A 21630-nucleotide genomic window follows, 5' to 3' on the forward strand; every position below is an offset into this window, starting at 1 on the left:
AGAGCGCAGCGAAACCCATCAAATACACACGACGACATGATGGGTTTTGCGAAGACGCTCTACCCATCCTACGATGACGATCGCTTATCAGCGCTTCCCCTTCACCGGCGCAGCCGGCGGATCGGTCTGCACCCGACAATTCGATGCGGCGAGGGATGCCTGTGCCTGGATCATCAGGCCGGGTTCGGCGGCGAGCGCCTTCAGCACAATCAGGCCGGTCGCGGTCGGCGAGTCGATGATGAGGCGGTCGGCGGACGTGACGTCCTCTTCCTCGGGCAGGGCCTCGTGCTGCGCCTCGGTCATGAGATCGAGCTCGATGACGCGGCGGCCGGCGGAGCGGTCGTTGATCGCATAATAGGCGACGTCGCTGCGGGTGTAGAACGACACCGATGTGTAGGACTGGCTGACCGGCACGGTGAGCTTGATCGGTCCTTTGGCCAGATCGTAGCGGCAGACCGCCATGGCGAAGGCCGGGTCCATGAATGGCAGCAGCGCATTGGCCGGCTCGGTCTGCGGCAATGCTGTCACCGCATTTTCTTTCGTCACCGAAGCGAGGCGCGAATAGGCGTCCTGCGTCGCGATACGCGGCAGCGCCAGCACGCTGACAAGATGCACGATGCCGCCAAGCACGACACCACCGATGAGCGCGAACATCAGCCGGATCATGGGCAGCTCACCGTGGCGATGGCGGGCATCGGTGCGTCTTTCTGCGTCCGGGTGGCAACGCCAACCGGCGTATCGTACAGCCGCAGCATCAACACATAGCGTTCCAGCGCTGATGTCGGCAGCCAATTTCCGGCGCGCGAGCGTGCAGCGATGCGGATCTCGAACGCGCCGTCGGCATTGCGCACCACTTCCTGGCTGGTGAAGCCGTAGCGCTGCAATGTGTTGGGCACCAGACGGCCCTTGGTGTCATAGAGCGAGAGCGTCCAGAAACGCGCAGCCGGTGTCACGCCTGACACGACGATATCGCAGCGACCGTCCAGCGGCTTTTTCTTGTCGTCGGCGGTGGCGGTGAAGGTGACGCCGTCACCCGTGCCGATCGGCAATTCGCCCGACCGGGCAATGGACGCACGCGCATAGGGATCGATCTCGCTGGTGCCGGTGCGCGGGCGCGCCGTCCATGCACCGATGGTGAGTGTGCCAAGATCTGTGCCGCGGGTCGCGGTGGTCCAGGTCAGACCGAGACCGACAGCAGTGGCGATCGCGAGCGCCAGAAGCGTGAGGAAGATCAGCCGCACGTGCGCACCGTCATGATAGCAGCTTCAGTTCTTGCGCGACGCGGGGGCGGTTGCGGATGTGGTCGTTTTGGCATCCGGTGCATCATTCGCCGACGCGTAACTCTCGGGGAAGGCCAACGCGGAGGAGGCGCGGGGCTTCAACGGTTCGTTGGATGATGTGCGGCCGGCGGTCTTGCCGGCGTCGTCGAGCAGCTTCTCGACACGCAGCAGGACGTCGGCGCCGCGGCGCGTCAGCACCGGTGGCGGGCCGGGCTTGGCGTCCTGCGCGTTGGCGGCCATGACGGATGAGGCGGCTGCGGCAGGATTCTTGGTACCCGCGCCGACACCCGGGATTTCCTTGATCTCGATGCCCTGATGGGCTGCGACCATGATGTCGTGCCATGTCTGCGCGGGCAGCGAGCCGCCCGTCATGCGGTTGGTCGGCGAGTAGTCGTCATTGCCGTACCAGACTGCGCAGCTGAAGTTGCCGGTGTAGCCGACGAACCAGGCGTCGCGATACGCATTCGTGGTGCCGGTCTTGCCTGCTGTCGGAATGCCGTCCAGCGCCGCGCGGCGCGCGGTGCCTTCGCTGACCACGTGGCTCATCATGCCGGCCATATCGGAGGCGACGGAGGCGGGGATCGCCTGCAACTGCTTCGGGCCGTCGCGGTCGAAGCGCCAGACCAGATCGCCGGCGCCGGTACGGACTTCCAGCACGGCATGTGGCTTCGACGAGCGCCCCTTGTTCGGGAAAGTCGCATAGGCGACGGCGTGTTCGAGCACGGTGACTTCGGTGGAGCCGATCGGCAGCGACGGCGTATCGAGCAGCGGCGCCGTGATGCCGAAGCGGCGCGCGGTCTCCACGATCTTGACGCGGCCGGCCTTGGCCGGATTCTGCGCGCCCTTGCCGAGCGCAATCGAAATCTTCACCGGCACGACGTTGATCGAACGGGTGATGGCCTGCGTCAGCGTGACGTTGCCGGAATAGGAGTGGCCATAGTTCTGCGGGCACCAGTTGCCGATACAGACCGGGCCGTCGAGGATGATCGAGGTCGGCTTGTAACCGTTGAGCAACGCCGTCGTATAGACATAGGGCTTGAACGATGAACCGGGCTGGCGCATCGCGTCCACCGCGCGGTTGAACTGGCTTGCGCCGTAGTCGCGGCCACCCACCATAGCGCGGACGCCGCCTTCGAGGTCCGACACCACGGTGGCAGCCTGCGTCGCGTGATAGTCGCGGCCGAACTGGCGAAGCTGGTTTTCGACGGCGGCTTCGGCGGCGCGCTGCACATTCATGTCGATGGCGGTGCGGACCACGAAGACGCGTTCGACATAGGATTTCGGGAATGTATCGACGAGCTTGCGCATCTCATCGAAGGCCCAGTCGAGATAGTAGTTCGGCGAGATTTCCTGACGACGATCGACGGCCACGGCGGGATTGCGCCGCGCACCGAACACCTGACCTTCGGTCATGAAGCCGGCATCGACGAGGTTATCGAGCACCACGTTGGCGCGGGCGCGCGCGGCCGGCAGGTTGATATGCGGCGCGTATTTGGTCGGCGCCTTGAACAGGCCGGCGAGCATCGCGGCTTCCGCGAGGTTCACGTCGCGCGCGGATTTGTTGAAATAGAAATGCGCTGCGCCGTCGACGCCGAACGTGCCGCCGCCCATGTAAGCGCGGTCGAGATAGAGCTTCAGAATTTCGTTCTTGGTCAGGCGAGTTTCCAGCCAGATCGCGAGGAACGCTTCGTTGACCTTGCGCTCGATGGTGCGCTCGTTGGACAGGAACAGATTTTTCGCGAGCTGCTGCGTCAGCGATGAACCGCCCTGGCGCACGCCGCCGGCCTGCGCATTAGTGACCAGTGCGCGGGCAGTGCCGGCGATGTCGATGCCGAAGTGATCGTAGAAGCGGCGGTCCTCTGTGGCGAGGGTGGCCTTGATCAGGTTGTCCGGGAAGTCTTCCAGTGGGATCGAGTCGTTGTGCTTGATGCCGCGGCTGCCGATCGGATTGCCGTAACGATCGAGGAACGTCACCGCGAGGTCGGATTTCTTCAGCCAGTCTTCATCGGCGGTTTCGCGAAACGCCGGCTGCGCTAAAGCGAGCATGAGGATCAGACCGCCCAGGCCGATGGTGGCCATTTCCGACAGTGGCTCGATGAACACCCAGCGCTTCCAGCGACCGACATAGAAGCGGTCCATGAAGGTGGAGTAGCGCTCCCACAGTTCGCGGGTGCCGCGGCCGGAAGAGAACAGGCCGGAATCGATGCGCGCATCCAGATCCAGCAGGAAATGCCGGAACTTGGTCTTCCAACGGGATGGCACGATCTGAGGCACAGGGGCCCTTGGTTTGTTGCAGCGCTCGCGTGCACCCACCGGCACCGCGCGGACGTCATGCTGAAATAATGCGGCAACCTGGCGGCAGGTTTGCGGCCGCCGGAGAGTCGTTCAAGTTCTAGCCGAGCAGGGCGGATAAACCAATGGCATTGCTTATCATTTGCACGACAGGGCTAATAGCTTGCCGGTTTTGCCCTTGTTTGCGAGCCGGCCGACACGATGTTGCTTGCAGAGCCTGCACCGCAACTCCTAGAAGGGCGTTTCGCCGCAACCTGGATCGATTAAAATCGCATGACCGCGCGTCCCCCGCGTCCTTCCGCACAGGAGGGAATGTTCTGGAAAACCAAGACGTTGGAAGAGATGTCCGGCGCCGAGTGGGAAAGCCTGTGCGATGGCTGCGGGCGCTGCTGCCTGGAGAAGCTGGAAGACGAGGATACCGGCAAGATCTATTACACCCATGTGTCCTGCCGATTGCTCGATGCGGGTCTTTGCGCCTGCAAGGATTATCCGAACCGCTCCGACCATGTTCCCGATTGCGTGCGGCTGACCCCGGACAATGTCCGCACCCTGAGCTGGCTGCCGCCGAGCTGTGGCTACAAGCTCGCGGCAGAGGGGCGCGATCTCTACTGGTGGCACCCGCTGATTTCCGGCAGCCCAGACACCGTCCATGAAGCCGGTGTTTCGGTGCGGGGGCGGGTCGAGGGCAGCGAGGACACGATCTCCGAAGACGAGCTGCAGGATCACATCGTGACCTGGCCGGCGCTGCTGCCGCGCAAGGCGAAGCTGAAGAAGCGGCCGGCGTAGAATTCCCGGCGCGCGGTGTTCGATCACGCGCATATGACGGTCAGATGATCGCCGCGGGACGCTCCCATGCAAGGAAACAACTGTTGCTGCATGGGGCAGGGGAATAGATTTCTTCCAAAGAGAGTCTGCGCGCGGAAGGTCGCGCCGTTATGGCTCTCCGGTTACCTCCCAAGTCCTTTGAATCCGAAGTTTCATGAACAAGTTCGAGCGACAGAGCCGGTCAGCGGCCGATGATCAGGTATTGCCCGAGGAAATCTCGTCGGATGAGCTCCTGTCGGACGAAATCGCGCAGGAACTGTCGCGGATCCCCACGGAAGTGATCGAACCCGGCGACGCGCCTGCTGTCGTGAAGGCGCCGCTGACCCCCGCCGAAGTCCGCACCATCCTGATGAGCCTGCTGCTGACCATGTTCCTGGCAGCGCTCGACCAGACCATCGTCGCCACCGCGCTGCCGACCATCGGCCGGCAATTCGCCGATGTGAACAACCTGTCCTGGGTCATCACCGCCTATCTGCTGGCATCGACCGCGGTGGCGCCGGTGTTCGGCACGCTCAGCGATATCTATGGCCGCCGCGCGATGATCATCACGGCGATGTCGCTGTTCATGGTCGGCTCGATCCTCTGCGCATTGGCGCCGAACATGATCGTGCTCATTACCGCGCGCGCTTTGCAGGGCCTCGGCGGCGGCGGCATCCTGCCCATCGTGCAGGTGGTGATTTCCGACGTGGTCTCGCCGCGTGAGCGCGGCCAGTATCAGGCCTATTTCAGTGGCGTGTGGGTGGCGGCCGGCATCGGCGGCCCGATCATCGGCGGGCTGTTCGCCGAACATCTGCACTGGTCGATGATTTTCTGGATCAATGTTCCGCTTGGTGTGGGATCGCTGGCGCTGTTGCTGCCGAAGATGAAGAAGCTTCCCGTGTTTCATCGCCGCCGCAAGGTCGACTGGCTCGGCGGCATGCTGCTGATGGCCTCGGCCGTTGTCTTCATGTTGGTGCTGACATGGGGCGGCACCAAATTCTCGTGGGCATCGCCGACCATCGTCGCGATGATCGGCGCAGCGGCGGTGATGGCGTTCGCCTTCATCTGGCATGCGATCCATCACGACGAGCCGTTCCTGCCGTTGCCGCTGATGTCAGGCTCGGTGGTGCCTTTCGCGATGGCGGCCGGCGGCTGCGCGATGGGCGCGATGCTTGGGCTGACCGTGCACATGCCGCTCTATTACGAAGTCGTCTACGGCCTGACCGCAGGCGAGGCAGGCGTCGCGCTGATCCCGATCGCGGCGGTGTCGGTCGGCGGCGCCGCCTTTGCCGGCCACATGATGACCAAGGCGAAACACTACAAGCGCGTGGCGATCGCCGGCACCGCCATGTCGGCGCTGATGGGTCTGCTGCTGGCGCTGATGACGCCGTTGCCGCTGTGGGCGCTGCTGACGATGCTCGGCCTGTTCTCCATCGGGCTTGGCACGGTGTTTCCCGTCAGTCTCGTCTCGATCCAGAACGCCGTGCCGCGACCACAGATCGGAACCGCCACCGGTGCGATGAACTTCTTCCGCGCGCTGATGGCGTCGTTCACCGTCGCTGCTTTCACCACCATCCTGTTGATGGCGCTGGGCACGGACATCTCGATCTCAGGCGAACATGCCGCCAGTACGCATCCAATCGCGGCCAGCGATATGGTCAGCGCCTTCCGCTACGTGTTCGAAGCTGCGGCAGCTCTGCTGGCGCTCTCCACACTGTTCCTGCTGCTGATGGAAGAACGCCCGCTGGCAGGGCCGGCAAAGGCGAAGCCGTCACTGGTTTCGGAGTAGGGCGAAACCGTCATCCGACTTCAGGCATGCCCCGCTGCAATGCGTGTGAAGGCGATGTCCTTGACCAGCGGTTCGAGCGGGACTGCCACGCTCGCAATATTCCCGTCTTCGCCGGTGGAAAATGAGAGGGAAAGCCGGCTCGGCATCAAGCCGCCCGGTGAATCGGGTGCTTCGGGCAGCTCGAACGTGTCGGAGCCCCGATGCGCGAGTGGCTCGGACATGCCGCGGAACGCCCAATGTAATTTGCCTTCGCTATGCGTGATCGTCATGCGGCCGTAGCCGGGATGCTCGTAGTCACCGGCATAATCCGCGAGGTCACGGGGCGGCTCAGTGGCCGGCGTCGGCGCGGCTTTCCCGGTCTGCAGCCAAGCCTCGTATTGCGTCACGAATTTGCGGCGTTGTTCGCGGAAGCGACCGAAGCAGGGTACCGGTTCCTTGCCGCAGACTCGGTCGAAGACATAATTCGCGAGGATGTGCGGAGCGAGTATCGGAGTCATACCATTATTGGCGAGCACTGCGACACCGACGCCCCGATCGGGCAACATCATCATCAGCGCGTTCGTGCCGGTGAAGCCGCCTCCGTGCCACACGACGCGCTCTCCGCGATACCAGTGCGAGCGGAAGCCGAAACCGTAATGCACATCGCTGTACTCGGCGAAGCCGGTTGCCCCGACATGCACCCGCGGTTTCTGGAGCTCCTGTATCAAGCCGGATGACAGAAGACGTTGTCCTTCAAACGCGCCCTGGCCGAGATGAAAACGAAGCCAGTTCGCGAAGCTTGTAATCGACGTGCTCATGCCGCCCGCAGCCGGCACGCTGACGGGCCAGAGTTTCGTGCGCTGACAAATGTCTCCCATCATCCCGTAGGGCACGGCCGCTTCGGTGGCTGCGGCAAGTTCCTCCACAGTGAACGTCACTTTCATGTCCAGCTTGTCGGTCAGCGAGCGGGTGAATTCGGCCCAGCTCTGGCCGCTGACGCGCTCGGCCACCACGCTCGCAATGAGGTAGCCGAGGTTCGAGTACTGAAAGGCGCTGCGAATGTCGGCGCTCGGTTCGAGATAGGGCAGCGCTGCCAGCATTTGGGCGGGTGAGAGATCGCCGGGCAGCCAGATCCAATCGTGACGTGGCAATCCGGAATGGTGGCATAGCAGGTCGCGCACCGTGACGCGGTCGCTCGCAACGGTGTCATAGAGCCGGAATTCCGGGATGTATTCCCGCACCGGCTTCTTCCAATCCATGCGTCGCTCGTCAACCAACAGAGCCAGGCCCGTAGCAGCGAACGACTTCGAGACCGACATGATTTGAAACTGCGTATCCGTCGTGACGTTCAGGCCGGCCGCGATATCGCGAAGGCCATAGGTCCCAACGAACGCAACCTCCAAGTCTTGCACGATAGCGACGGCGAGGCCCGGGACCTTCCACTCCTTCATGACACCTACGACAAGATGTTCGAATTCAGGAATAAACGCCGCAACGGATTGGCTGCCTGCGAAAGGTTCAGATGCCATTGGAACACGCCTCGACACTTCTGGTTAAGCGCGAGCTGAAATACAGACGATACCCGGCCCCACGATACTCCCAAGTCCCGCTGCTCCGGGCGAGCGCACACATAGTTACCGCATGATTAATTCATAATTGAGCCTGTTGGTGAACCTTCCTGCAACCTCTGCCGCTTACGTTGAACTCAGTTTTCAGGGGACGGTGTGGAAGAAATCCGCGGCCGTATGAGGAGATTTCCGTGTTGCGTTTGATTTCGAAATTTATCGACGATGAGTCCGGTGCTACGGCCATCGAATATGCGCTGATCGCTGCCGGCATCAGCCTCGCGATCATCGTGGCTGTGCAGGGCCTTGGTACCACGCTGAACGGGCGCTACGCCGCCGTGAATACCTCGCTGAAATAGGGCAGCGAAGACCGGCCGGTGCCGGGCGCGCCGCCATTGCAATCGACAAAAGACATGGCTGTCTTGTCGAAACGCAATGTTGTGAATGTCCTATCGATTGCGGTGCTGCACCCTATATGATTGTGCGCGGGCCTCGAGCCTGCGCATTTTCATATGGATGACCATCATGACATTGAATTCGCGTTTGAAGCTTTCGGCATTGGCCGGTTTGGGATTTGCGGCATTCGTCCTCGCGGCAGCGACGCCGGCCTCGGCGGCTGGTGCGCAATTCTGCATCGCCCAGAGTGGCGCCAACGGCGAATCCTCCTATGTCAGCAACTGCATCTTTTCTGACTACCAGCAATGCATCAATGCTGCCGTCGGTACGCGAGGCAACTGCGTGGGCAATGTCGAGTATCGCGGCGGAGCTGCCACGGAATCGGCGCCCCAACGTCGCCGGCGCGCGCGTTGAGTGATTGCCCCTTCGTGAGGGACACATCGATGACAACAAGGATTCGCAGGCTCCTATGGGCTGTGGCTGCGATTGCAATCGCGTCGGCGTTGTTGCCGGCTGTGGATTCTGCGCAGGCGCGGCCATCGGTCGCGGCCCGTTCCGGTATTCCGCCGTTCTGCGTGTTGACCGGCGGCCCCCGTGGGCCGGGGAGTGTGCCGCAGATCTGCCGGTTCTTCGACTATCAACAATGCCTGCAGGCTGCGGCCGAGCTGCGCGGCAATTGCGTGGTCAATATCGACTATCCCGGCAAGATCACTGGTGCGCCAGGAGCGGCGTGGTCGCAGTCGTTGCGATAGCCAGCGCGTTGATTTCCGATTTAAGGACTAAATTCAAATATAGGATTTTTAGCATTGACAGCGTCGCGCTGTCGAAGTAGGTTCACGGCATGCTCCACAATTGGGTTCGCAGGAAACGCCGCTGCTGATTGGCCGCGAATCTGCGCCGTCGCTGTTCAGCCCGGTGTGGCGGTGAATGCCCGGAACATCGATCCGAATCCCGCGTTGCTTTCCATACGGTGCCGCAAAGAATCTCATCGGCATCCAACACCAAGCGAAACGAGGGTGCCATGATAATCAGAAATTCGGCAACCAAGCAAAAAGAGCAGATCGTCGAATCCGCAACAGAGGCACGCCAGGCGGAACCGGGCCCGTCGATCCTCGCGCTTTTGACGATCAGCCTCGGCCTCGCTGTGTTGATCCTCGGCGTGGTCTGGTTTGTGTTCTTCAGGACGTGATCGGTTTCGGCGATCGGCCGATCAATTTCAGTCAGTCCGGCATGATCGACTGACAGCAGCAACGAGTTCCCAACATGGTGAGAAAGTCAATAGCCCGCTTGGCGAGAAAGCCGGCGCGGGCTGCTGTTGTGAGTACTGAGGAAACCCCGGCGTTCGTATTGCCGATGCAATTGATGACGCACCCGCTGTCAACATGACATCCGATGATAGGGCGAAGCCCGGATCGGGCGGTCCATTGGTTAAGCGTGTCACCAAGGTCATGGAGCGCGAACTGGATCTGATCGAGAACATCGTCGGGCGCTTAGGCGGGGGAGAAGCGCTGCGCACCGAATCCGAACGTCGTGCCGCACGCTGGCGGTGCTGGCGCGTACGCTGATTGAATTGAAGAAGGCGCGTGTCGGCGACGAGCAAGGGTCTGCAGAAGATGACGACCCGCCCGCGAGATCTCGACGAGCTCCGTCAAAGACTTTCTGAACGTCTTGCAAAACGCCTCCGAGGAGGAGCGCAACTTTCCGCTGGCGGGGCTGACACCAGGCGAGATGACGTTCCCGAATGAGCGCTGGGTCGTCTTTGCTCATCAGCACCAACTCCCGCTCGTGCTAGCGGCGAATGGTGAACCGTGGCTGACCTGGCTGATGATCGGCGGCCGCGGTGCGGGCAAGACCCGTGCTGGGGCCGAGTGGGTGCGAGCGCAGGCAGTGTGCCGCGCCCCGCTTGCATCCGAGAAGGCTGGACGCATCGCTCTGGTCGGAGAAACCGAACACGACGTGCGCGAAGTGATGATCGAAGGCGTGTCGGGCCTGATGGAAATTCACGAAAGGCACGAGCGTCCGGTCTGGATTCCCTCGGCTCGATTCCCGATGGCATTGGAGAGATAGCCGGGCGGCAACCGGCTGGGTTGATTACTGCGGCGCGGACGCGTCGCTGGCCGAAGCCTGTGCAAGCGCCAGCGGCAGGCCGAGCGCCCTGGCACGGTCGCGGCGTTCGCTGGCATTCATTTCCTTTTCCTTCTGTTCGAAGGCAGCCAGTTCGCGCGCGACGATCCGCTTGAAGTCCTGCTTGGGCGTGTCGTGGCGGATTGACACATGATAAAGATTGCAAGTTGTGCTGGATCAATCGTGAGGGTGTAGTCTCGGTATCGCCTCCATGTTTTGCACGCATGAGCGCGTGTATGATGCGTGGCACGCCGCTGTGGAAAAATCGAATTAACACGATGGATCATTGCGATGCCCCTCACTTACGTCATCCCCGATCTGCACGGCCGGCGCGATCTGCTCGATGCCGCGCTGCTGCGGATCGAGGCTCGTGCCGGCGGCAAGGAAGCCACGCTCATTGTGCTCGGCGACTATGTCGACAAGGGCCCGGACGCGCGCCGTGTCATTGCGCGGCTCCGGGCAGGAGTGGCGCCGGGCCTGCGGCTGGCGATGCTTAAGGGCAATCACGATGCGCTGATGGTCGCCGCGCTGCGCGGCGATGTGGCGATAGCGAACTGGATGACGAAAGGCGGCGATACCGCGCTGGCTTCCTATGGCGGCGACGTCGCCGATGTGCCGGTGCATGACATCGACTGGCTCGATGGCCGGCCGCTGTGGCACATGGATGCGCATCGCATTTATGTCCATGCCGGCGTCGATCCCGCGCTGCCGCTGGCGCAGCAGGACCCGGTATTGCTGATGACCAAGCGCTATGCGGATGATGACGCATCCGGCCATGATGCCGGCGAGGGCGCGCGCCACGTGGTGCATGGCCATGACCGCCATGCCGATGGGCCGCTGCTGAAACAGGGCCGCAGCAATCTCGACACCTATGCCTGGAAGACAGGCCGGCTGGTGATCGGCGTGTTCGATGACGCGCTGCCGGGCGGGCCGGTAGAGCTGATCGAGATCACCGCGCCGCCGGCGCCTTGAGGCGGATATGACCTCTTGAACCAAAGACCGCGCCGCGACGCCTAACCGGCAACGCAACTGAACCGGCACGCTGGAATGTCCTCGATCATCGAAACCGTCGTCGAATTTTTTGCCGAGCTCGTCTGGGGCTGGGTGACGACAGCGCGATGGCCATGGGTCGGGGACGCCGTAGGAGCGACCTGCCTCGTAGCCGGCGCGGTCGTGGCACTATCGTCATCCGGCACTGAGCGCGTGCAGGCACTGGTGATCGGTGGTCTTGTCGGCATCGGTGCTGGTGGGTTACTGCTGGTGTGGTTCTGGCGCCTGCGCCGCGCGGCGGCGACGCGGACGGAGTGATCGCCATGACTGTGACTCGGGCGATGCTCGGCGCCAGCCAGGCGCTGCGCGACATGTTGTGGCCGTTCGAATTCACGGTCACGGACAATCAATCCCACGGACCGGTCTGGATCGATGTCACCGCGCTGCAGCCGTTCGAGGTCGTCGGGCAGAACGGATCCGAGCGGGGTCTTCGCGCTGGTCGGCGATATCAAGCATGTATTGCACCTGACGAGCGAAGGGCAGGCCGGCATCGTCGCCGCCAGCCTGCAGGAGTTCCTCGAACTCGTTGTCGAACATCCCTGGTGGGAACAGATCGCATCGGGCTGCGACGGTGATCTGGCCGCGATGCGCGCAATGCTGGATGACGAGGGCGCTGACCTGGACGCGGACGCCATCGATAACGATCTGGCCATTGAAACCAATCGCCCGCTGCTGCGGCAACAGCTCGGCCTCGGGATTCCCGCCGATCCGTTCGGCCTGCTGCATCATGCGCTGGTGAGGCTCGGCGCCGCTTACGATCTGCGCGATCTCGACGGCCAGCCGATGGAACCGCTGTTTGCGGCCTAGTAACACACGAAGGGACATGCCCATGCCGGACTGGATCTTGCCGCTGCTGCTGCTGATCGGAATCCTCGCCGTTCTATATCGCGCCTTCCTGCACACGCCGCGGGCGCCGCCCAGCGGCAGGAATCACGACGAAGGCGTGACCAATTACTGGGACGTCCACCGCGATCGCTGACAGATGGCGGCGCGTATCGCGATGCGTGCAACGGCCCCCCGCAAAGGCGTCTAGTGCGTGGTTTGTGCTGCGACCCAGTCGGGGTCGATGCGGGTCGCCTCAGCGATATCGTTGAGTGCGCCTTCGGCATTGCCGGTGACGCGTTTCTGCACGCCGCGGTAATACAGCGCCTTGGCGTTGTCGGGCGTGTGCGTCAGCACAGCATCGAAATCGGCGATAGCGCGCAGCGGCTCGTGCTTGTCGATCAGGGCCGCGCCGCGGTTGAACAGATAGAGCTCGGACTCGGGATCGAGCTTGATGGCCACGCCGAAATCGGCGATGGCGCGGTCGAGATCGTTCCGCATGAAGTGGATGACGCCGCGGCTGTTATAGGCGGTGGGAAAGTCCGGCCTGATCCGTATCGCTGTCTCGAAATCGGCGATGGCGCGGTCGCTGTCGCCCTTGTCGTCCCAGGTGCGGCCGCGCCAATAGACTGTCACGGCATTGGTGGGATCGAGACGGATCGCTTCGCTGTAATCGGCGATGGCCCGGTCGAGATCGTGCTTGTCTTTCCAAGCCCGGGCGCGGCTCTCATGGGCGGAGGCGTCGTCCGGCGCGAAGCGGATCGCGGCATCGAAATCCGCGATGGCCTGGTCGGTCTTGGCCGTGTCGAACCAGATGCTGCCGCGGTCCTTGTAGAAGTCTGCATCGTCGGGTCGCAGCCGAATGGCGGCGCTGAAATCGGCGATGGCCCGGTCATACACTTTCATGACCTGCCAGAGGTGGCCACGCATGGCGTAGCCCGATGCGTCGTCCGGCTCGAGTCGGATGGCGGCGTCGGCGTCGGCGATGGCTGCATCCGTTTCGCTATAGGTCTCATGCAAGAGCGAGCGGCTGCGATGCAGCGCCGCCAGATCGCCGCCGCGGTAATAGTCGAGCCCGATGGCGCGGTCGCAGGCCGCCATCGCCTTCACGCCGCGGCCTTTCAGGCAAATGGCATAATCGCCGCCAGGGCCGGCCAGTGTGGCGGCAGTGGCATAAGTCGGCGTTGCGGCGGCACTGGCGGCCAGCGCCATTGCCATCAGCGTGCTGCAAAACGGCAGGCGCAAGGACAGGCCTGATCGTGCGTTCGGGTGCATGTGTCGTGCTCGGATGGCGAGGGAGCCGGGACGTTGTTTCCCCTTGGTCGGCGGCGTCAGCCGAAAGGTTCGACGGCGCGCGAACGCGGCAGCGGGTGAGCGCGCAAAATGGAAGTGACAATCGCCATGGATGACCTGATCCGCATTTTCACCGAGCGCGGCGACCTCGCGCATCTCGCTTTGTTTTTGTGGGCGAGCGTGGCCAGCGTGGCGGCCCTGTTCGCGCTGCGCGAACTCGCCGGCGCCTCGCGCCGCTTCGACGAATTCGTGCGACAGCTCGCGCGCTTCAACCGCCGTGCACATCGCCGCCACCGCATGCGCGACGAGACCGATGACATCTGAAAGGGATCATCCATGCACAGTCTGCACGACGAGATGCGTTCGATCCGCCCGGAGACGAAATCGGGCAAGGATCATCTGAGTGTTTTCAAAGAATTTCTGACGCATCTCGACCAGTTGCAACGCAAGGCCCTGGCTGTGAAGTCGCGGGTGAAGCCGGCAGCGCGACGGAAGCCGCCGCGGCGCGCGAAAGTGTAGTTCATTTTTCTTCTCCTCTCTCCAGCACGGCGAAGCCGCACGCCGCGGGAGAGGGTGCCTGAGCGTAGCGAAGGCGGGAGAGGGCGCCGCAAGCGCCATCGCGTGTCGCTCCCCCTCTCCCTGACCCATGGCGGACGACTTCGTCCGTCAGACCCCGCCTTCGCGTGGCTACGCCACGCGCGGGGGAGAGGGGACATCTCCGCCGTAGCTTGTTGCTCTCATCTCTATTTCACCCCCGCATGTTGCGAGGCCGCCGACGCATGCCACGTTGCCATCTTCCTGGCCACCCCCAGCCATCTCCCGCGCGCCTCGCACTCACGCCGGACGGCGTCATCGAGGGCTATGCCTCGCTGTTCGGCGAGATCGACCAGGCGCGCGACATGGTGATGCCCGGCGCCTTCACGCAGACGCTGAAGCAGCGGGGCTTGCGAAAAATCCCGATGCTTCCAGCACGATCCCTCCGAGCCCGTCGGCGTCTGACTCGAGATGAAGGAAGACTTGCGCGGATTATGGGCGCGAGGCCGGCTGATCCCGGATGTCACGCGCGCCCGCGAATTGCTGGCACTGCTGCAGGCCGGTGCGGTGGACGGACTGTCGATCGGCTATCGCACCCAGCGCGGCCAGATCGAGCCGAAGACGCGGGAGCGCAAACTCTATCAGGTCGATCTCTGGGAAGTGTCCATCGTCACGTTCCCGCTGCTTCACGGCGCGCGGGTGAGCGCCGTGAAGGACGCGCCGCGCTCGCGCCTGCGCGATCAGGCCGAGCGCGACTGGACCCAGCTCACCGGCCAACACGTCATCGACTCATATCGCACCGATTTGAGCGGCGCCGCGGATGCACCGGCGCTAGTCAGCCGGCGTGGGCGCAAAGCGGGCGGACCTGTCCAGGCCTGTTCGCTGCGCGCCCGCGCCGATCGCAAACGCGCGCTGCACGGCGTCGCCGCCCACGCCCGGTTCGCCGGGCGCTGAGGTCAACGCGCCGCGCCGCGATGCGCGCTCAGAACAGTTTGTTGATCGTCACCGTGATCGCCTGGGTCTGGGTCCGCGCGGCGGCGGTGCCGACCATGGTGCCTTGGTTGGTGGTGCCGCCGGTGCCGTTCGGATTGGTGAACGGGCTGGCATAGTTCGCGGTGTTGTTTTCGGTCATGGCGAACATGTAGTTCACATCCACGAACCAGGTCGGATCGAGGAAGTAGGTGGCGCCGACCATGGCGGCGCCGCCGAGCACCCAGCTCTTGCTGGTCAGGTTGATCGGCGCGCCGGAGACGTCGGTGCGGTTGCCGTTGAGGTCGGCGAAGCCGATCAGGCCGTTGAGGTCGGTGCGGACCCGGGTCAGCGTCGGGCCGGCGCCGAGATAGACGAAGCCGCGGTCGAACGCATGGCCGATGAAGGGCACGAACGTCATCTGGTGATCGATATGGATCTGGTAGGACTGCACCAGCGCGTTGCCGGTGAACGGCACCACCGTGCTCGTGCCGGTCGGCGCGAACGATCCCACCTGCGGCAGCAGCGCCGCGCGGATGGTGGAACTGGTGCCGAGATAGCTGTAGCCGAACTTGGCGCCCCACAGCCAGTCGCTGCCGGAGAAACGGGAGAAGTAGCCGCCCTGCGCCGCGAAGGCGATCTGCGCACGGTCGTCCGGATACAGCGTCGCCGGGCCGGCGGCCGATCCCGAGGAGGTCAGCACGCCGTTGGTGAAGACGTTCGACGTCCCCACCGCATAGACACTCTGGGTGCCGAAATCGAGCGTATTGGCGCTGCCGCCGATGCCGACGAAGAAGCCGGAGTGCGGCACCCACGAGGTCTCGGCCGGCGGCAGCCGCGGCGCCTTGACGGTCACATCGGCCGCTTCCGCGGCTCCGGCCGCGACCAGGCCGGCGAGCATTCCAGTCATGGTGATGTTGCGCATGTCGTTCCCCCTTTGCGGCGGGGCGAATCCCCGCTTGCAGCAGCCTAGGCAGAGCGGGGGAGGCGGGTCTGAGCCATTCCGCACAGTTCCGCCTCGTCCGAGACAAGTGACCTCGATCATCGCCAACCAACGCCGCGTGCGGCGCGTTCGCGTGCCCGATTTCCTCCAACGTTCACGAACCCCCACGGAGACCACACCATGACCTACGACATCACCGACGCTGCGCCCGAGCACAGGGCGGCCCTTGCGCTGCCGCGCGAGGACTACGACGAACTGCGCAACACGTTCGAGGAATTCAAGTCCGCCAATGACGAGCGCGTCGCGCGGAATGAGCGCGGGCGCGGCGACGTGCTGCCGGAGGAGAAGGTCGATCGCATCAACCAGGCGCTCGGCGCCGTGAGCGCCGGTGTTGCGTTTCGCCGGAAATCTGAAAACCGTATGAGGACCTAGTGCAGCTCGTCGCGCGGGATCGGCAGGTGCAGGCGCTCGGCGCGTTCTTCGCGGTCCTGCCTGCGGAACGCGCTCTCGCGCTGTTCGAAGGCGATCATTTCCTGCTGTGCCTGTTGCAGGAACTGGTCGTATTTCGTCATCGGGGGTTGCGCATGTTTCGTCATCGCCAACTCTGTGTGTGTCACTCTACCGAACTACCGAACCCGAACGCCGTCCAGGCTAGCGGGTTCCCAGTTCCAGATCAAATTTCATTTCTTTCGCGAACCCTTTTATAGGACTGGTCGAGATTCAATACGTTGGAAGCCTTAGCCCCAGACGTTTGCGGTCGCAGAATCGAAAAAAGTCACCTTCATGGGAAGGCGTTCGGAGCGCATCGCTGAAAGTGTGTTCGCGCGTCGACGATTCCGCCGTCAATATTGACGAATGGCTGGCTGGCGAGGTCGAGCTCGTATTTGCGATGCAGGAGGGCGCGGCCTTCGTGAACGGCGATGGCAATAACAAGCCGAAGGCTTTCCTAGCCTACACGACGGTTGCCAACACCTCATGGACGTGGGGCAATGTGGGCTATGTGCCAAGCGGGGCGGCTGGCGCGTTTCCCAATGAAAATCCTTCGGATGTATTGGTGGATCTCATCTACGCGCTTCGCTCGGGCTATCGCCAGAATGCGACCTTCGTGATGAACCGGAAGACGCAAAGTTCGGTACGCAAATTCAAGGATACCACTGGTGTGTATCTGTGGCAGCCGCCTGCTGTAGCCGGAGGAAAATCAAGCCTGATCGGTTTTCCGCTGCTGGAGGCCGAGGACATGCCGGATGTTGCCGCTGATTCGCTGTCTATCGCTTTCGGCGACTTCCGCCGTGGCTACCTGATCGTAGATCGCCAGGGCGTACCGGTGCTCGCGACCCCTACAGCGCCAAGCCCGATGTGCTGTTCTATACGACCAAGCGGGTGGGCGGCGGCGTGCAGGACTTTGATCCGATCAAGGTGTTGAAGTTCGCGGTGAGCTGAGAGACGGGCGGTTGGCGCGGGCGACGTGTCGTCGTCCGCCGCATTCTCTTTTGTTGGAGCATGATCCCTCGACAAACGAATTCGTTTGTCGGCGAAAACCGGAAAGCCACTTCTCGGGATCAGGCTCTGTGGATCAGCAATAGCGGTAGTTGCAGCCAAATTGCTGGCGGCCAACAAGCAGCTCCGGCGGCACACCATAGTGGCTGTAGTAATAGGAAACCTGCGGCGGGCCGAAATAACGGTGAACCTGAAGCGGACCGGCGCCCTGGGGCGCATAGGTGATGATCTTGTCGAACGGCGGGGATTCGATGGCAAGGTAACGCCCGCGGCCAGCAAGCGGTGCCGGCTCCACCACCTGACCTTGGCCATAGCGCGGAGTGCCCGAGAGATCGGCGGCTGCCGCCGGCAGCGTCACAACAGCAGCGATGCAGGCGAAGACAAGCGGGCGCAGCACGACGGGCATTCCTTCTGATCAGCGCGTCACTGCGCGAGAGCGATGGCGACGTATGTGCGATGCATGTTTGCCAGAAAGAGCTTGTGTGAGGCTGATCTGACCTGCGCGGCATATATCGCAGGCATGCCACACGTTGCCGCAAGCTCGCTGTCCATCGCCTTCGGCGATTTCCGCCGCGGCTATCTGATCGTAGACCGCCAGGGCGTGCGGGTGCTGCGCGATCCCTACAGCGCCAAGCCTTATGCTCTATTCTACACGACCAAGCGGGTCGGGGGCGGGGTACAGGACCGCGACGCGATCAAACTGCTGAAGTTTTCGGTGAATTGGACCTCGACTTGACTTTATGTTCCGGGAATTTAAGGGAGAATCTCGAGAAATCAGGGTTCTCTCTCAAGTGCGAGTGTGGAAACTCCAGCGCATGACATCGGATGCACAGTAGCTTGATGTTCGAAGAGTGGTTGTCTGATTTATCCGCGTCGATATGATGAGCCTGCAAGAATCTCTGATTGACAGCGGACGATAAATCAATTCGACAACTGACACTCTCGCATCGGTATCCGCGTTTTTATTTAAGCGCCTTTGCTATCGCCATGGTTTGGGGGATCACCTCGCTCATGAGCAGTTTCACCCGCGGTGGCCCGCGCACGCCGCTGTTGTGACAATCAGGCCAAGTCGTGGAACCATTCCCCTGCTGCCGTCGTTACCTCTATTCACACAAGCTTTGGGAGAACGACAATGAGACTGACCGAACGCGTCGCGTGTGCGGCCGTGATTGCCGTCGTGGGATCCTTTGCGGGATCGGCGGCCCAGGCGGACCAGACCTTCACGGGGGTCGTCACCATTCTCGATCGTACCACCAGCGAAGTGGTGATCAGGCAGGCGCCGGCTGGCGAGACCGTCGGCGCGAATACGCCGGGCCCGGTGGAGAAATTCAGGCTGCACACGGTTCCGGAGTCGCTGCATGCCGGCGAGCGCGTCACGGTGACCTATACCGAGAGCAATGGCGTCAAGACGATCAGCAATGTGACCGAGAAGAAGGACTAGGCGAAACGGGCGCGTGGGCTGCTGCCGCAGGGGATACTGCTGCATGGGACATGTGCAGACAGGGTCAATCCTTCAGCACGAACTTCTTGCGTAGTTCCACGGCCACTTCGTCGGCGAGCTGCTGGGCATAGGTGGCGTGTTTCGGCGCGGTGATCACCATCGGCCGCCAGCCGAGCAGGGCATCCCTACGTACCGACACATAGACGCCGCCGACAACAATGCGCTGGGCGATCATTTCCTCAAGTTCGGCTTCGGTCTTTTCTTCTTTTCCCATAACCGGCTTCCCGTGATGCTCTGAAGCACCCCTCTAGCTAGGGAGGCGTTTCGGAAATGCAGTTCACAAGAATGAGAGACGCCACTATCACAATGTCGCAGGCAATGCTGTCGCATGAAATGCTGTCGCAGTCTGAAGCCTCCGCAGCCGGCGCGCCGGTTCCGCGCGGCGCTCAGCAATAGCCATAATAGCCGCAGCCATAGGGCGCGCGGCTGAAGATCGTCTCGGACGGGGTGCCGTAATAGTTGCGGTAATAATAGGAATTCGGCTTGCCGTAATAGCCATGCACGATGGAGGAGATATCCACCTCCGGCGCATATTGCACGATCGGCTCTTGCATCGGCCGTTCGTCCTTGACCACCACCACGCGGCGGCTCTTCACCACCGGCTCGTCGAACAGGCGGCCGATGCGGCCCTGGCCGGCCATGTCGGCGGCCTGCGCGCCCGGGATCAGTGCAGCGGTTGAAATGGCCACGGAAACGGCAAGGATGAGCAGGCGCAGCATGTCGGAGACCCCATGATTCGCGGATCATAGCGGAGAACCTTTCACGGATCTTAACGACGGCTGCCTTGCGCGGCGCTTGCTTGCACAGCGTTGTCTGAATGGCGCCTGCGATCAGAGCGGTATGCCCCAGGCGCGCGCCGTCTGCAGGATCCAGTCGCGATACAGCGTCAGCGGCGTCACGCCGGTGAGGCCGCCGCAGCCGGTGGCATTCTTCGCGCCGGTGGACCATGACACCACGCCGATCACGATGTTGCGGCCATTTTGCTGTTGCAGCACGGGCCCGCCGCTGTCGCCGGTGCAGGCGCCGAGGCCGTCTCTGATATTGTCGGTCGCGGGATCGACCAGTCTAATCTGCAATTTGCCGGGATGGCTGGTAGAGGTGAGCTGCGCCGCGCGCACGGTGCCGCCGCTCTTGCCGTCGCCGCGCGCGGCAACGCCGATGCCGGCCACGAGATAATTCTGTCCGGCGGCGAAGGGCTCGGTGGGCACGCCGAGCGGCAGCGCGGTCTTGCCGGGCAAGGGATCTGCGAGCTGCAGCAGCGCCACATCGGCGCTGGCGCGATGCGCCTTGATGCCCTCCGCATTGAACTGCGGATGATCGGCGACGCGCTTCACCGCGAGCAATTGCGGCTGCCGCTGGGCATCATAGAGCACGATCTTGTAGCTGGCGCCGGGCGTCACGCAATGCGCCGCCGACAGCACGAGGGTCGGCGCGATCAGTGCGCCCGAACAGAAATTGCCGCGCGAGCCGACAATGGTGATCACTGCGCGGCCCATCTCGTCATCACGCACGCTGGCGCCGCCGACCAGGGCGGAGGCGGGAATTGAGATGAGCGATGCGAGTACAATGCTGGCAATGGCGAGAGACTGCTGCGTGACGCGTGGGCGCGGCGGCATGCGGGAACCTGTCTGAATCATGGCGGGGATGTCAGCCCCGCGGACCCCCGATGTCAATTCCCTGATTGGTCACACGAGCCTCCCGGAGTGTCGCAGCATCCGTCCGCTCCCTGTGTCCGGTCTGTTGCATGCCGGTACTGTCAGGACATTTAGAGCGCGAAGGATGGTCGCGCGCAACGACGACGTTTCAGGATTCAACCATGGGCAGCATCCCACCCGCACATCAGGCCCGGCTCGATTCCGGCGTCACCACGCTGGCGCAGGCCTGGAAGCTGACGCGGCGCGATGGCGTCGTTGCGGGTTTCACCGATCATGACTGCGATCTCGTCATCGGCGGCGTTACCTATCGCGCCCGCACCGGGCTCGCGGCGTCCGAAGCCCCCAGCCGCTTCGATCTATCGGTGGACGGCGGCGATATCGCCGGTGCGCTGGACGACGACATCCTCACCGACGCGGATCTCGCGGCGGGGCATTACGATGCCGCGCAGGTCGAGACCTGGCTGGTGGACTGGAGCGACACATCACTTCGCGTGCTCACGGCACGCGGCACGCTAGGCGAAGTGAAGCGCGAAGGCACTGCATTCATCGCCGAATTGCGCGGGCTTGCGGCGCTACTGTCGCAGGAGAGCGGACGGCTCTACACGGCGCGATGCGGTGCCGATCTCGGCGACGGCAAATGCCGCGTCAATCTCGCGAATTGGCGAGGCGTCGGCATGGTGGCGGCACTTGAGGGCGCCTCGATGTTCTCGGCCAGCGGCCTCGATGCGTTTGCGGATGATCTGTTCACCGCGGGGCGCCTGACATGGACGAGCGGCGGCAATGCCGGGCTCGCCATGGAAGTGAAGCAGCATCGCGTCACGCCGGGCCAGGTACGGCTGTCGCTGTGGCAAGCCATCGCGGAGCCGATCGCTATCGGCGATATGTTCACCGGCACGGGCGGCTGCGACAAGACGCTGGCGACCTGCCGCGATCGCTTCGGCAATGTCGATAACTTTCGCGCTTCCCTGCTATCCCTGGCAACGATTTCGTCATGAGCTATCCGACGCCAGGGACGGGTGGGGGATGAGTGGGTTAGCGAGTGGCCGATATGCGAGAGCTCACCGCGAATGTCGCCTGCAATTATTCCGGAGAAAGTTTCGGTTTCGATCAGGAGGGGTTTCGGCAGGGCCCGGCGCT

27 protein-coding genes and 5 pseudogenes are annotated in these 21630 nt (G+C 63.1%); 20 read left to right on the forward strand and 12 right to left on the reverse strand.

All coding sequences use genetic code 11. The features are described from left to right. Positions 1-87: 87 nt before the first annotated feature. From AB8B20_RS32555 to AB8B20_RS32565, 3 genes are read right to left on the reverse strand one after another with little or no spacing between them, the layout of a single operon-like run. Entirely contained in the window at positions 88-666 is a 579-nt protein-coding gene (locus AB8B20_RS32555; RefSeq protein WP_089267023.1) for a DUF1254 domain-containing protein, read from the reverse strand. Beyond that, positions 663-1241, reverse strand: coding sequence for a DUF1214 domain-containing protein (locus AB8B20_RS32560; RefSeq protein ID WP_175367480.1), 579 nt, complete (start codon positions 1239-1241; stop codon positions 663-665). Before AB8B20_RS32560 ends, AB8B20_RS32555 begins: the two co-directional genes overlap by 4 nt. A 24-nt stretch (positions 1242-1265) precedes the next feature. Continuing rightward, entirely contained in the window at positions 1266-3554 is a 2289-nt protein-coding gene (locus AB8B20_RS32565; protein ID WP_093759020.1) for a transglycosylase domain-containing protein, read from the reverse strand. 291 nt (positions 3555-3845) lie between these two features. Here AB8B20_RS32565 and AB8B20_RS32570 point away from each other — a divergent pair, with 291 nt between their 5' ends. After that, on the forward strand, positions 3846-4358 hold the full coding sequence (locus AB8B20_RS32570; RefSeq protein ID WP_439071170.1) for a YcgN family cysteine cluster protein: 513 nt from the start codon (positions 3846-3848) through the stop codon (positions 4356-4358). Between the two features lie 193 nt (positions 4359-4551). Further along, positions 4552-6165, forward strand: coding sequence for an MDR family MFS transporter (locus tag AB8B20_RS32575; protein ID WP_439071171.1), 1614 nt, complete (start codon positions 4552-4554; stop codon positions 6163-6165). A gap of 20 nt (positions 6166-6185) precedes the next feature. Here AB8B20_RS32575 and AB8B20_RS32580 read toward each other — a convergent pair whose 3' ends face one another. Beyond that, positions 6186-7673, reverse strand: coding sequence for a serine hydrolase (locus AB8B20_RS32580; RefSeq protein ID WP_439071172.1), 1488 nt, complete (start codon positions 7671-7673; stop codon positions 6186-6188). A 230-nt stretch (positions 7674-7903) separates the two neighbouring features. Here AB8B20_RS32580 and AB8B20_RS32585 point away from each other — a divergent pair, with 230 nt between their 5' ends. From AB8B20_RS32585 to AB8B20_RS32605, 5 genes and pseudogenes are all read left to right on the forward strand, one after another. Further along, on the forward strand, positions 7904-8068 hold the full coding sequence (locus AB8B20_RS32585; RefSeq protein WP_093759013.1) for a Flp family type IVb pilin: 165 nt from the start codon (positions 7904-7906) through the stop codon (positions 8066-8068). 166 nt (positions 8069-8234) lie between these two features. Then, entirely contained in the window at positions 8235-8519 is a 285-nt protein-coding gene (locus AB8B20_RS32590; protein WP_439071173.1) for a DUF3551 domain-containing protein, read from the forward strand. A gap of 29 nt (positions 8520-8548) precedes the next feature. Beyond that, positions 8549-8857, forward strand: a complete 309-nt coding sequence (locus AB8B20_RS32595) for a DUF3551 domain-containing protein (RefSeq protein WP_439071174.1) — start codon at positions 8549-8551, stop codon at positions 8855-8857. Positions 8858-9126: 269 nt separating this feature from the next. After that, positions 9127-9294 (forward strand): hypothetical protein, encoded by a 168-nt coding sequence (locus tag AB8B20_RS32600; protein ID WP_439090631.1) that lies wholly within the window; start codon positions 9127-9129, stop codon positions 9292-9294. A 539-nt stretch (positions 9295-9833) separates the two neighbouring features. Next, positions 9834-10148, forward strand: a pseudogene (locus tag AB8B20_RS32605) (terminase large subunit domain-containing protein); the annotation flags it as partial. A gap of 48 nt (positions 10149-10196) precedes the next feature. On the opposite strand, the gene AB8B20_RS32610 reads toward AB8B20_RS32605, so the two are convergent. Continuing rightward, complete coding sequence (locus tag AB8B20_RS32610; protein ID WP_439071175.1) at positions 10197-10379, reverse strand: hypothetical protein; 183 nt, start codon at positions 10377-10379, stop codon at positions 10197-10199. Between the two features lie 141 nt (positions 10380-10520). On the opposite strand from AB8B20_RS32610, the gene AB8B20_RS32615 reads away from it, so the two are divergent. From AB8B20_RS32615 to AB8B20_RS32630, 4 genes are all read left to right on the forward strand, one after another. Further along, positions 10521-11201 (forward strand): metallophosphoesterase, encoded by a 681-nt coding sequence (locus AB8B20_RS32615; protein WP_439071176.1) that lies wholly within the window; start codon positions 10521-10523, stop codon positions 11199-11201. Positions 11202-11276: 75 nt separating this feature from the next. Further along, complete coding sequence (locus AB8B20_RS32620) at positions 11277-11537, forward strand: hypothetical protein (protein WP_439071177.1); 261 nt, start codon at positions 11277-11279, stop codon at positions 11535-11537. Between the two features lie 114 nt (positions 11538-11651). Further along, entirely contained in the window at positions 11652-12086 is a 435-nt protein-coding gene (locus AB8B20_RS32625; protein WP_439071178.1) for a hypothetical protein, read from the forward strand. Positions 12087-12108: 22 nt separating this feature from the next. Next, the gene (locus AB8B20_RS32630) at positions 12109-12258 is read left to right on the forward strand and encodes a hypothetical protein (protein ID WP_158596823.1); all 150 of its coding nucleotides are present in this window, start codon (positions 12109-12111) and stop codon (positions 12256-12258) included. A 50-nt stretch (positions 12259-12308) separates the two neighbouring features. Here AB8B20_RS32630 and AB8B20_RS32635 read toward each other — a convergent pair whose 3' ends face one another. Beyond that, on the reverse strand, positions 12309-13376 hold the full coding sequence (locus AB8B20_RS32635; protein ID WP_439071179.1) for a tetratricopeptide repeat protein: 1068 nt from the start codon (positions 13374-13376) through the stop codon (positions 12309-12311). A 126-nt stretch (positions 13377-13502) separates the two neighbouring features. On the opposite strand from AB8B20_RS32635, the gene AB8B20_RS32640 reads away from it, so the two are divergent. From AB8B20_RS32640 to AB8B20_RS32655, 4 genes and pseudogenes are all read left to right on the forward strand, one after another. Continuing rightward, the gene (locus tag AB8B20_RS32640; protein ID WP_439073002.1) at positions 13503-13718 is read left to right on the forward strand and encodes a hypothetical protein; all 216 of its coding nucleotides are present in this window, start codon (positions 13503-13505) and stop codon (positions 13716-13718) included. A 12-nt stretch (positions 13719-13730) separates the two neighbouring features. Then, positions 13731-13913: a hypothetical protein gene (locus AB8B20_RS32645; RefSeq protein WP_439071180.1), complete on the forward strand. Its 183-nt coding sequence runs from the start codon at positions 13731-13733 to the stop codon at positions 13911-13913. 260 nt (positions 13914-14173) lie between these two features. Next, positions 14174-14296, forward strand: a pseudogene (locus AB8B20_RS32650) (hypothetical protein); the annotation flags it as partial. Positions 14297-14399: 103 nt separating this feature from the next. Further along, positions 14400-14882 (forward strand): HK97 family phage prohead protease, encoded by a 483-nt coding sequence (locus AB8B20_RS32655; RefSeq protein ID WP_439071181.1) that lies wholly within the window; start codon positions 14400-14402, stop codon positions 14880-14882. A 28-nt stretch (positions 14883-14910) separates the two neighbouring features. Here AB8B20_RS32655 and AB8B20_RS32660 read toward each other — a convergent pair whose 3' ends face one another. Then, positions 14911-15822 carry an outer membrane protein gene (locus AB8B20_RS32660; RefSeq protein ID WP_439071182.1) on the reverse strand — a complete coding sequence of 304 codons (912 nt, stop codon included), beginning with the start codon at positions 15820-15822 and terminating at the stop codon, positions 14911-14913. Between the two features lie 198 nt (positions 15823-16020). Between AB8B20_RS32660 and AB8B20_RS32665 the strand changes: the two genes are divergently transcribed. After that, on the forward strand, positions 16021-16272 hold the full coding sequence (locus tag AB8B20_RS32665) for a hypothetical protein (protein ID WP_439071183.1): 252 nt from the start codon (positions 16021-16023) through the stop codon (positions 16270-16272). On the opposite strand, the gene AB8B20_RS32670 is transcribed toward AB8B20_RS32665, so the two are convergent. After that, positions 16269-16412, reverse strand: coding sequence for a hypothetical protein (locus AB8B20_RS32670; protein WP_439071184.1), 144 nt, complete (start codon positions 16410-16412; stop codon positions 16269-16271). The genes AB8B20_RS32665 and AB8B20_RS32670 overlap by 4 nt on opposite strands. A 254-nt stretch (positions 16413-16666) precedes the next feature. Between AB8B20_RS32670 and AB8B20_RS32675 the strand changes: the two are divergent. Continuing rightward, positions 16667-17280 (forward strand): annotated as a pseudogene (locus AB8B20_RS32675) (phage major capsid protein); the annotation flags it as partial. A 133-nt stretch (positions 17281-17413) separates the two neighbouring features. Here AB8B20_RS32675 and AB8B20_RS32680 read toward each other — a convergent pair. Beyond that, positions 17414-17734: a hypothetical protein gene (locus tag AB8B20_RS32680; RefSeq protein WP_439071185.1), complete on the reverse strand. Its 321-nt coding sequence runs from the start codon at positions 17732-17734 to the stop codon at positions 17414-17416. 123 nt (positions 17735-17857) lie between these two features. Between AB8B20_RS32680 and AB8B20_RS32685 the strand changes: the two are divergent. Then, positions 17858-18073, forward strand: a pseudogene (locus tag AB8B20_RS32685) (phage major capsid protein); the annotation flags it as partial. A 396-nt stretch (positions 18074-18469) separates the two neighbouring features. Beyond that, positions 18470-18778, forward strand: a complete 309-nt coding sequence (locus AB8B20_RS32690; RefSeq protein WP_439071186.1) for a hypothetical protein — start codon at positions 18470-18472, stop codon at positions 18776-18778. A 64-nt stretch (positions 18779-18842) separates the two neighbouring features. Here the strand turns inward: AB8B20_RS32690 and AB8B20_RS32695 are convergent, their stop codons facing one another. From AB8B20_RS32695 to AB8B20_RS32705, 3 genes are all read right to left on the reverse strand, one after another. Further along, entirely contained in the window at positions 18843-19052 is a 210-nt protein-coding gene (locus AB8B20_RS32695) for a hypothetical protein (protein WP_089267048.1), read from the reverse strand. Between the two features lie 172 nt (positions 19053-19224). Beyond that, the gene (locus tag AB8B20_RS32700) at positions 19225-19557 is read right to left on the reverse strand and encodes a hypothetical protein (RefSeq protein ID WP_439071187.1); all 333 of its coding nucleotides are present in this window, start codon (positions 19555-19557) and stop codon (positions 19225-19227) included. Positions 19558-19668: 111 nt separating this feature from the next. Continuing rightward, entirely contained in the window at positions 19669-20475 is an 807-nt protein-coding gene (locus AB8B20_RS32705; RefSeq protein ID WP_439071188.1) for a S1 family peptidase, read from the reverse strand. A gap of 179 nt (positions 20476-20654) precedes the next feature. Between AB8B20_RS32705 and AB8B20_RS32710 the strand changes: the two are divergent. Further along, positions 20655-21520 (forward strand): annotated as a pseudogene (locus tag AB8B20_RS32710) (DUF2163 domain-containing protein). Positions 21521-21630 lie beyond the last annotated feature (110 nt).

The organism is Tardiphaga sp. 866_E4_N1_4, from assembly GCF_052076075.1.
GTDB lineage: Bacteria > Pseudomonadota > Alphaproteobacteria > Rhizobiales > Xanthobacteraceae > Tardiphaga > Tardiphaga robiniae.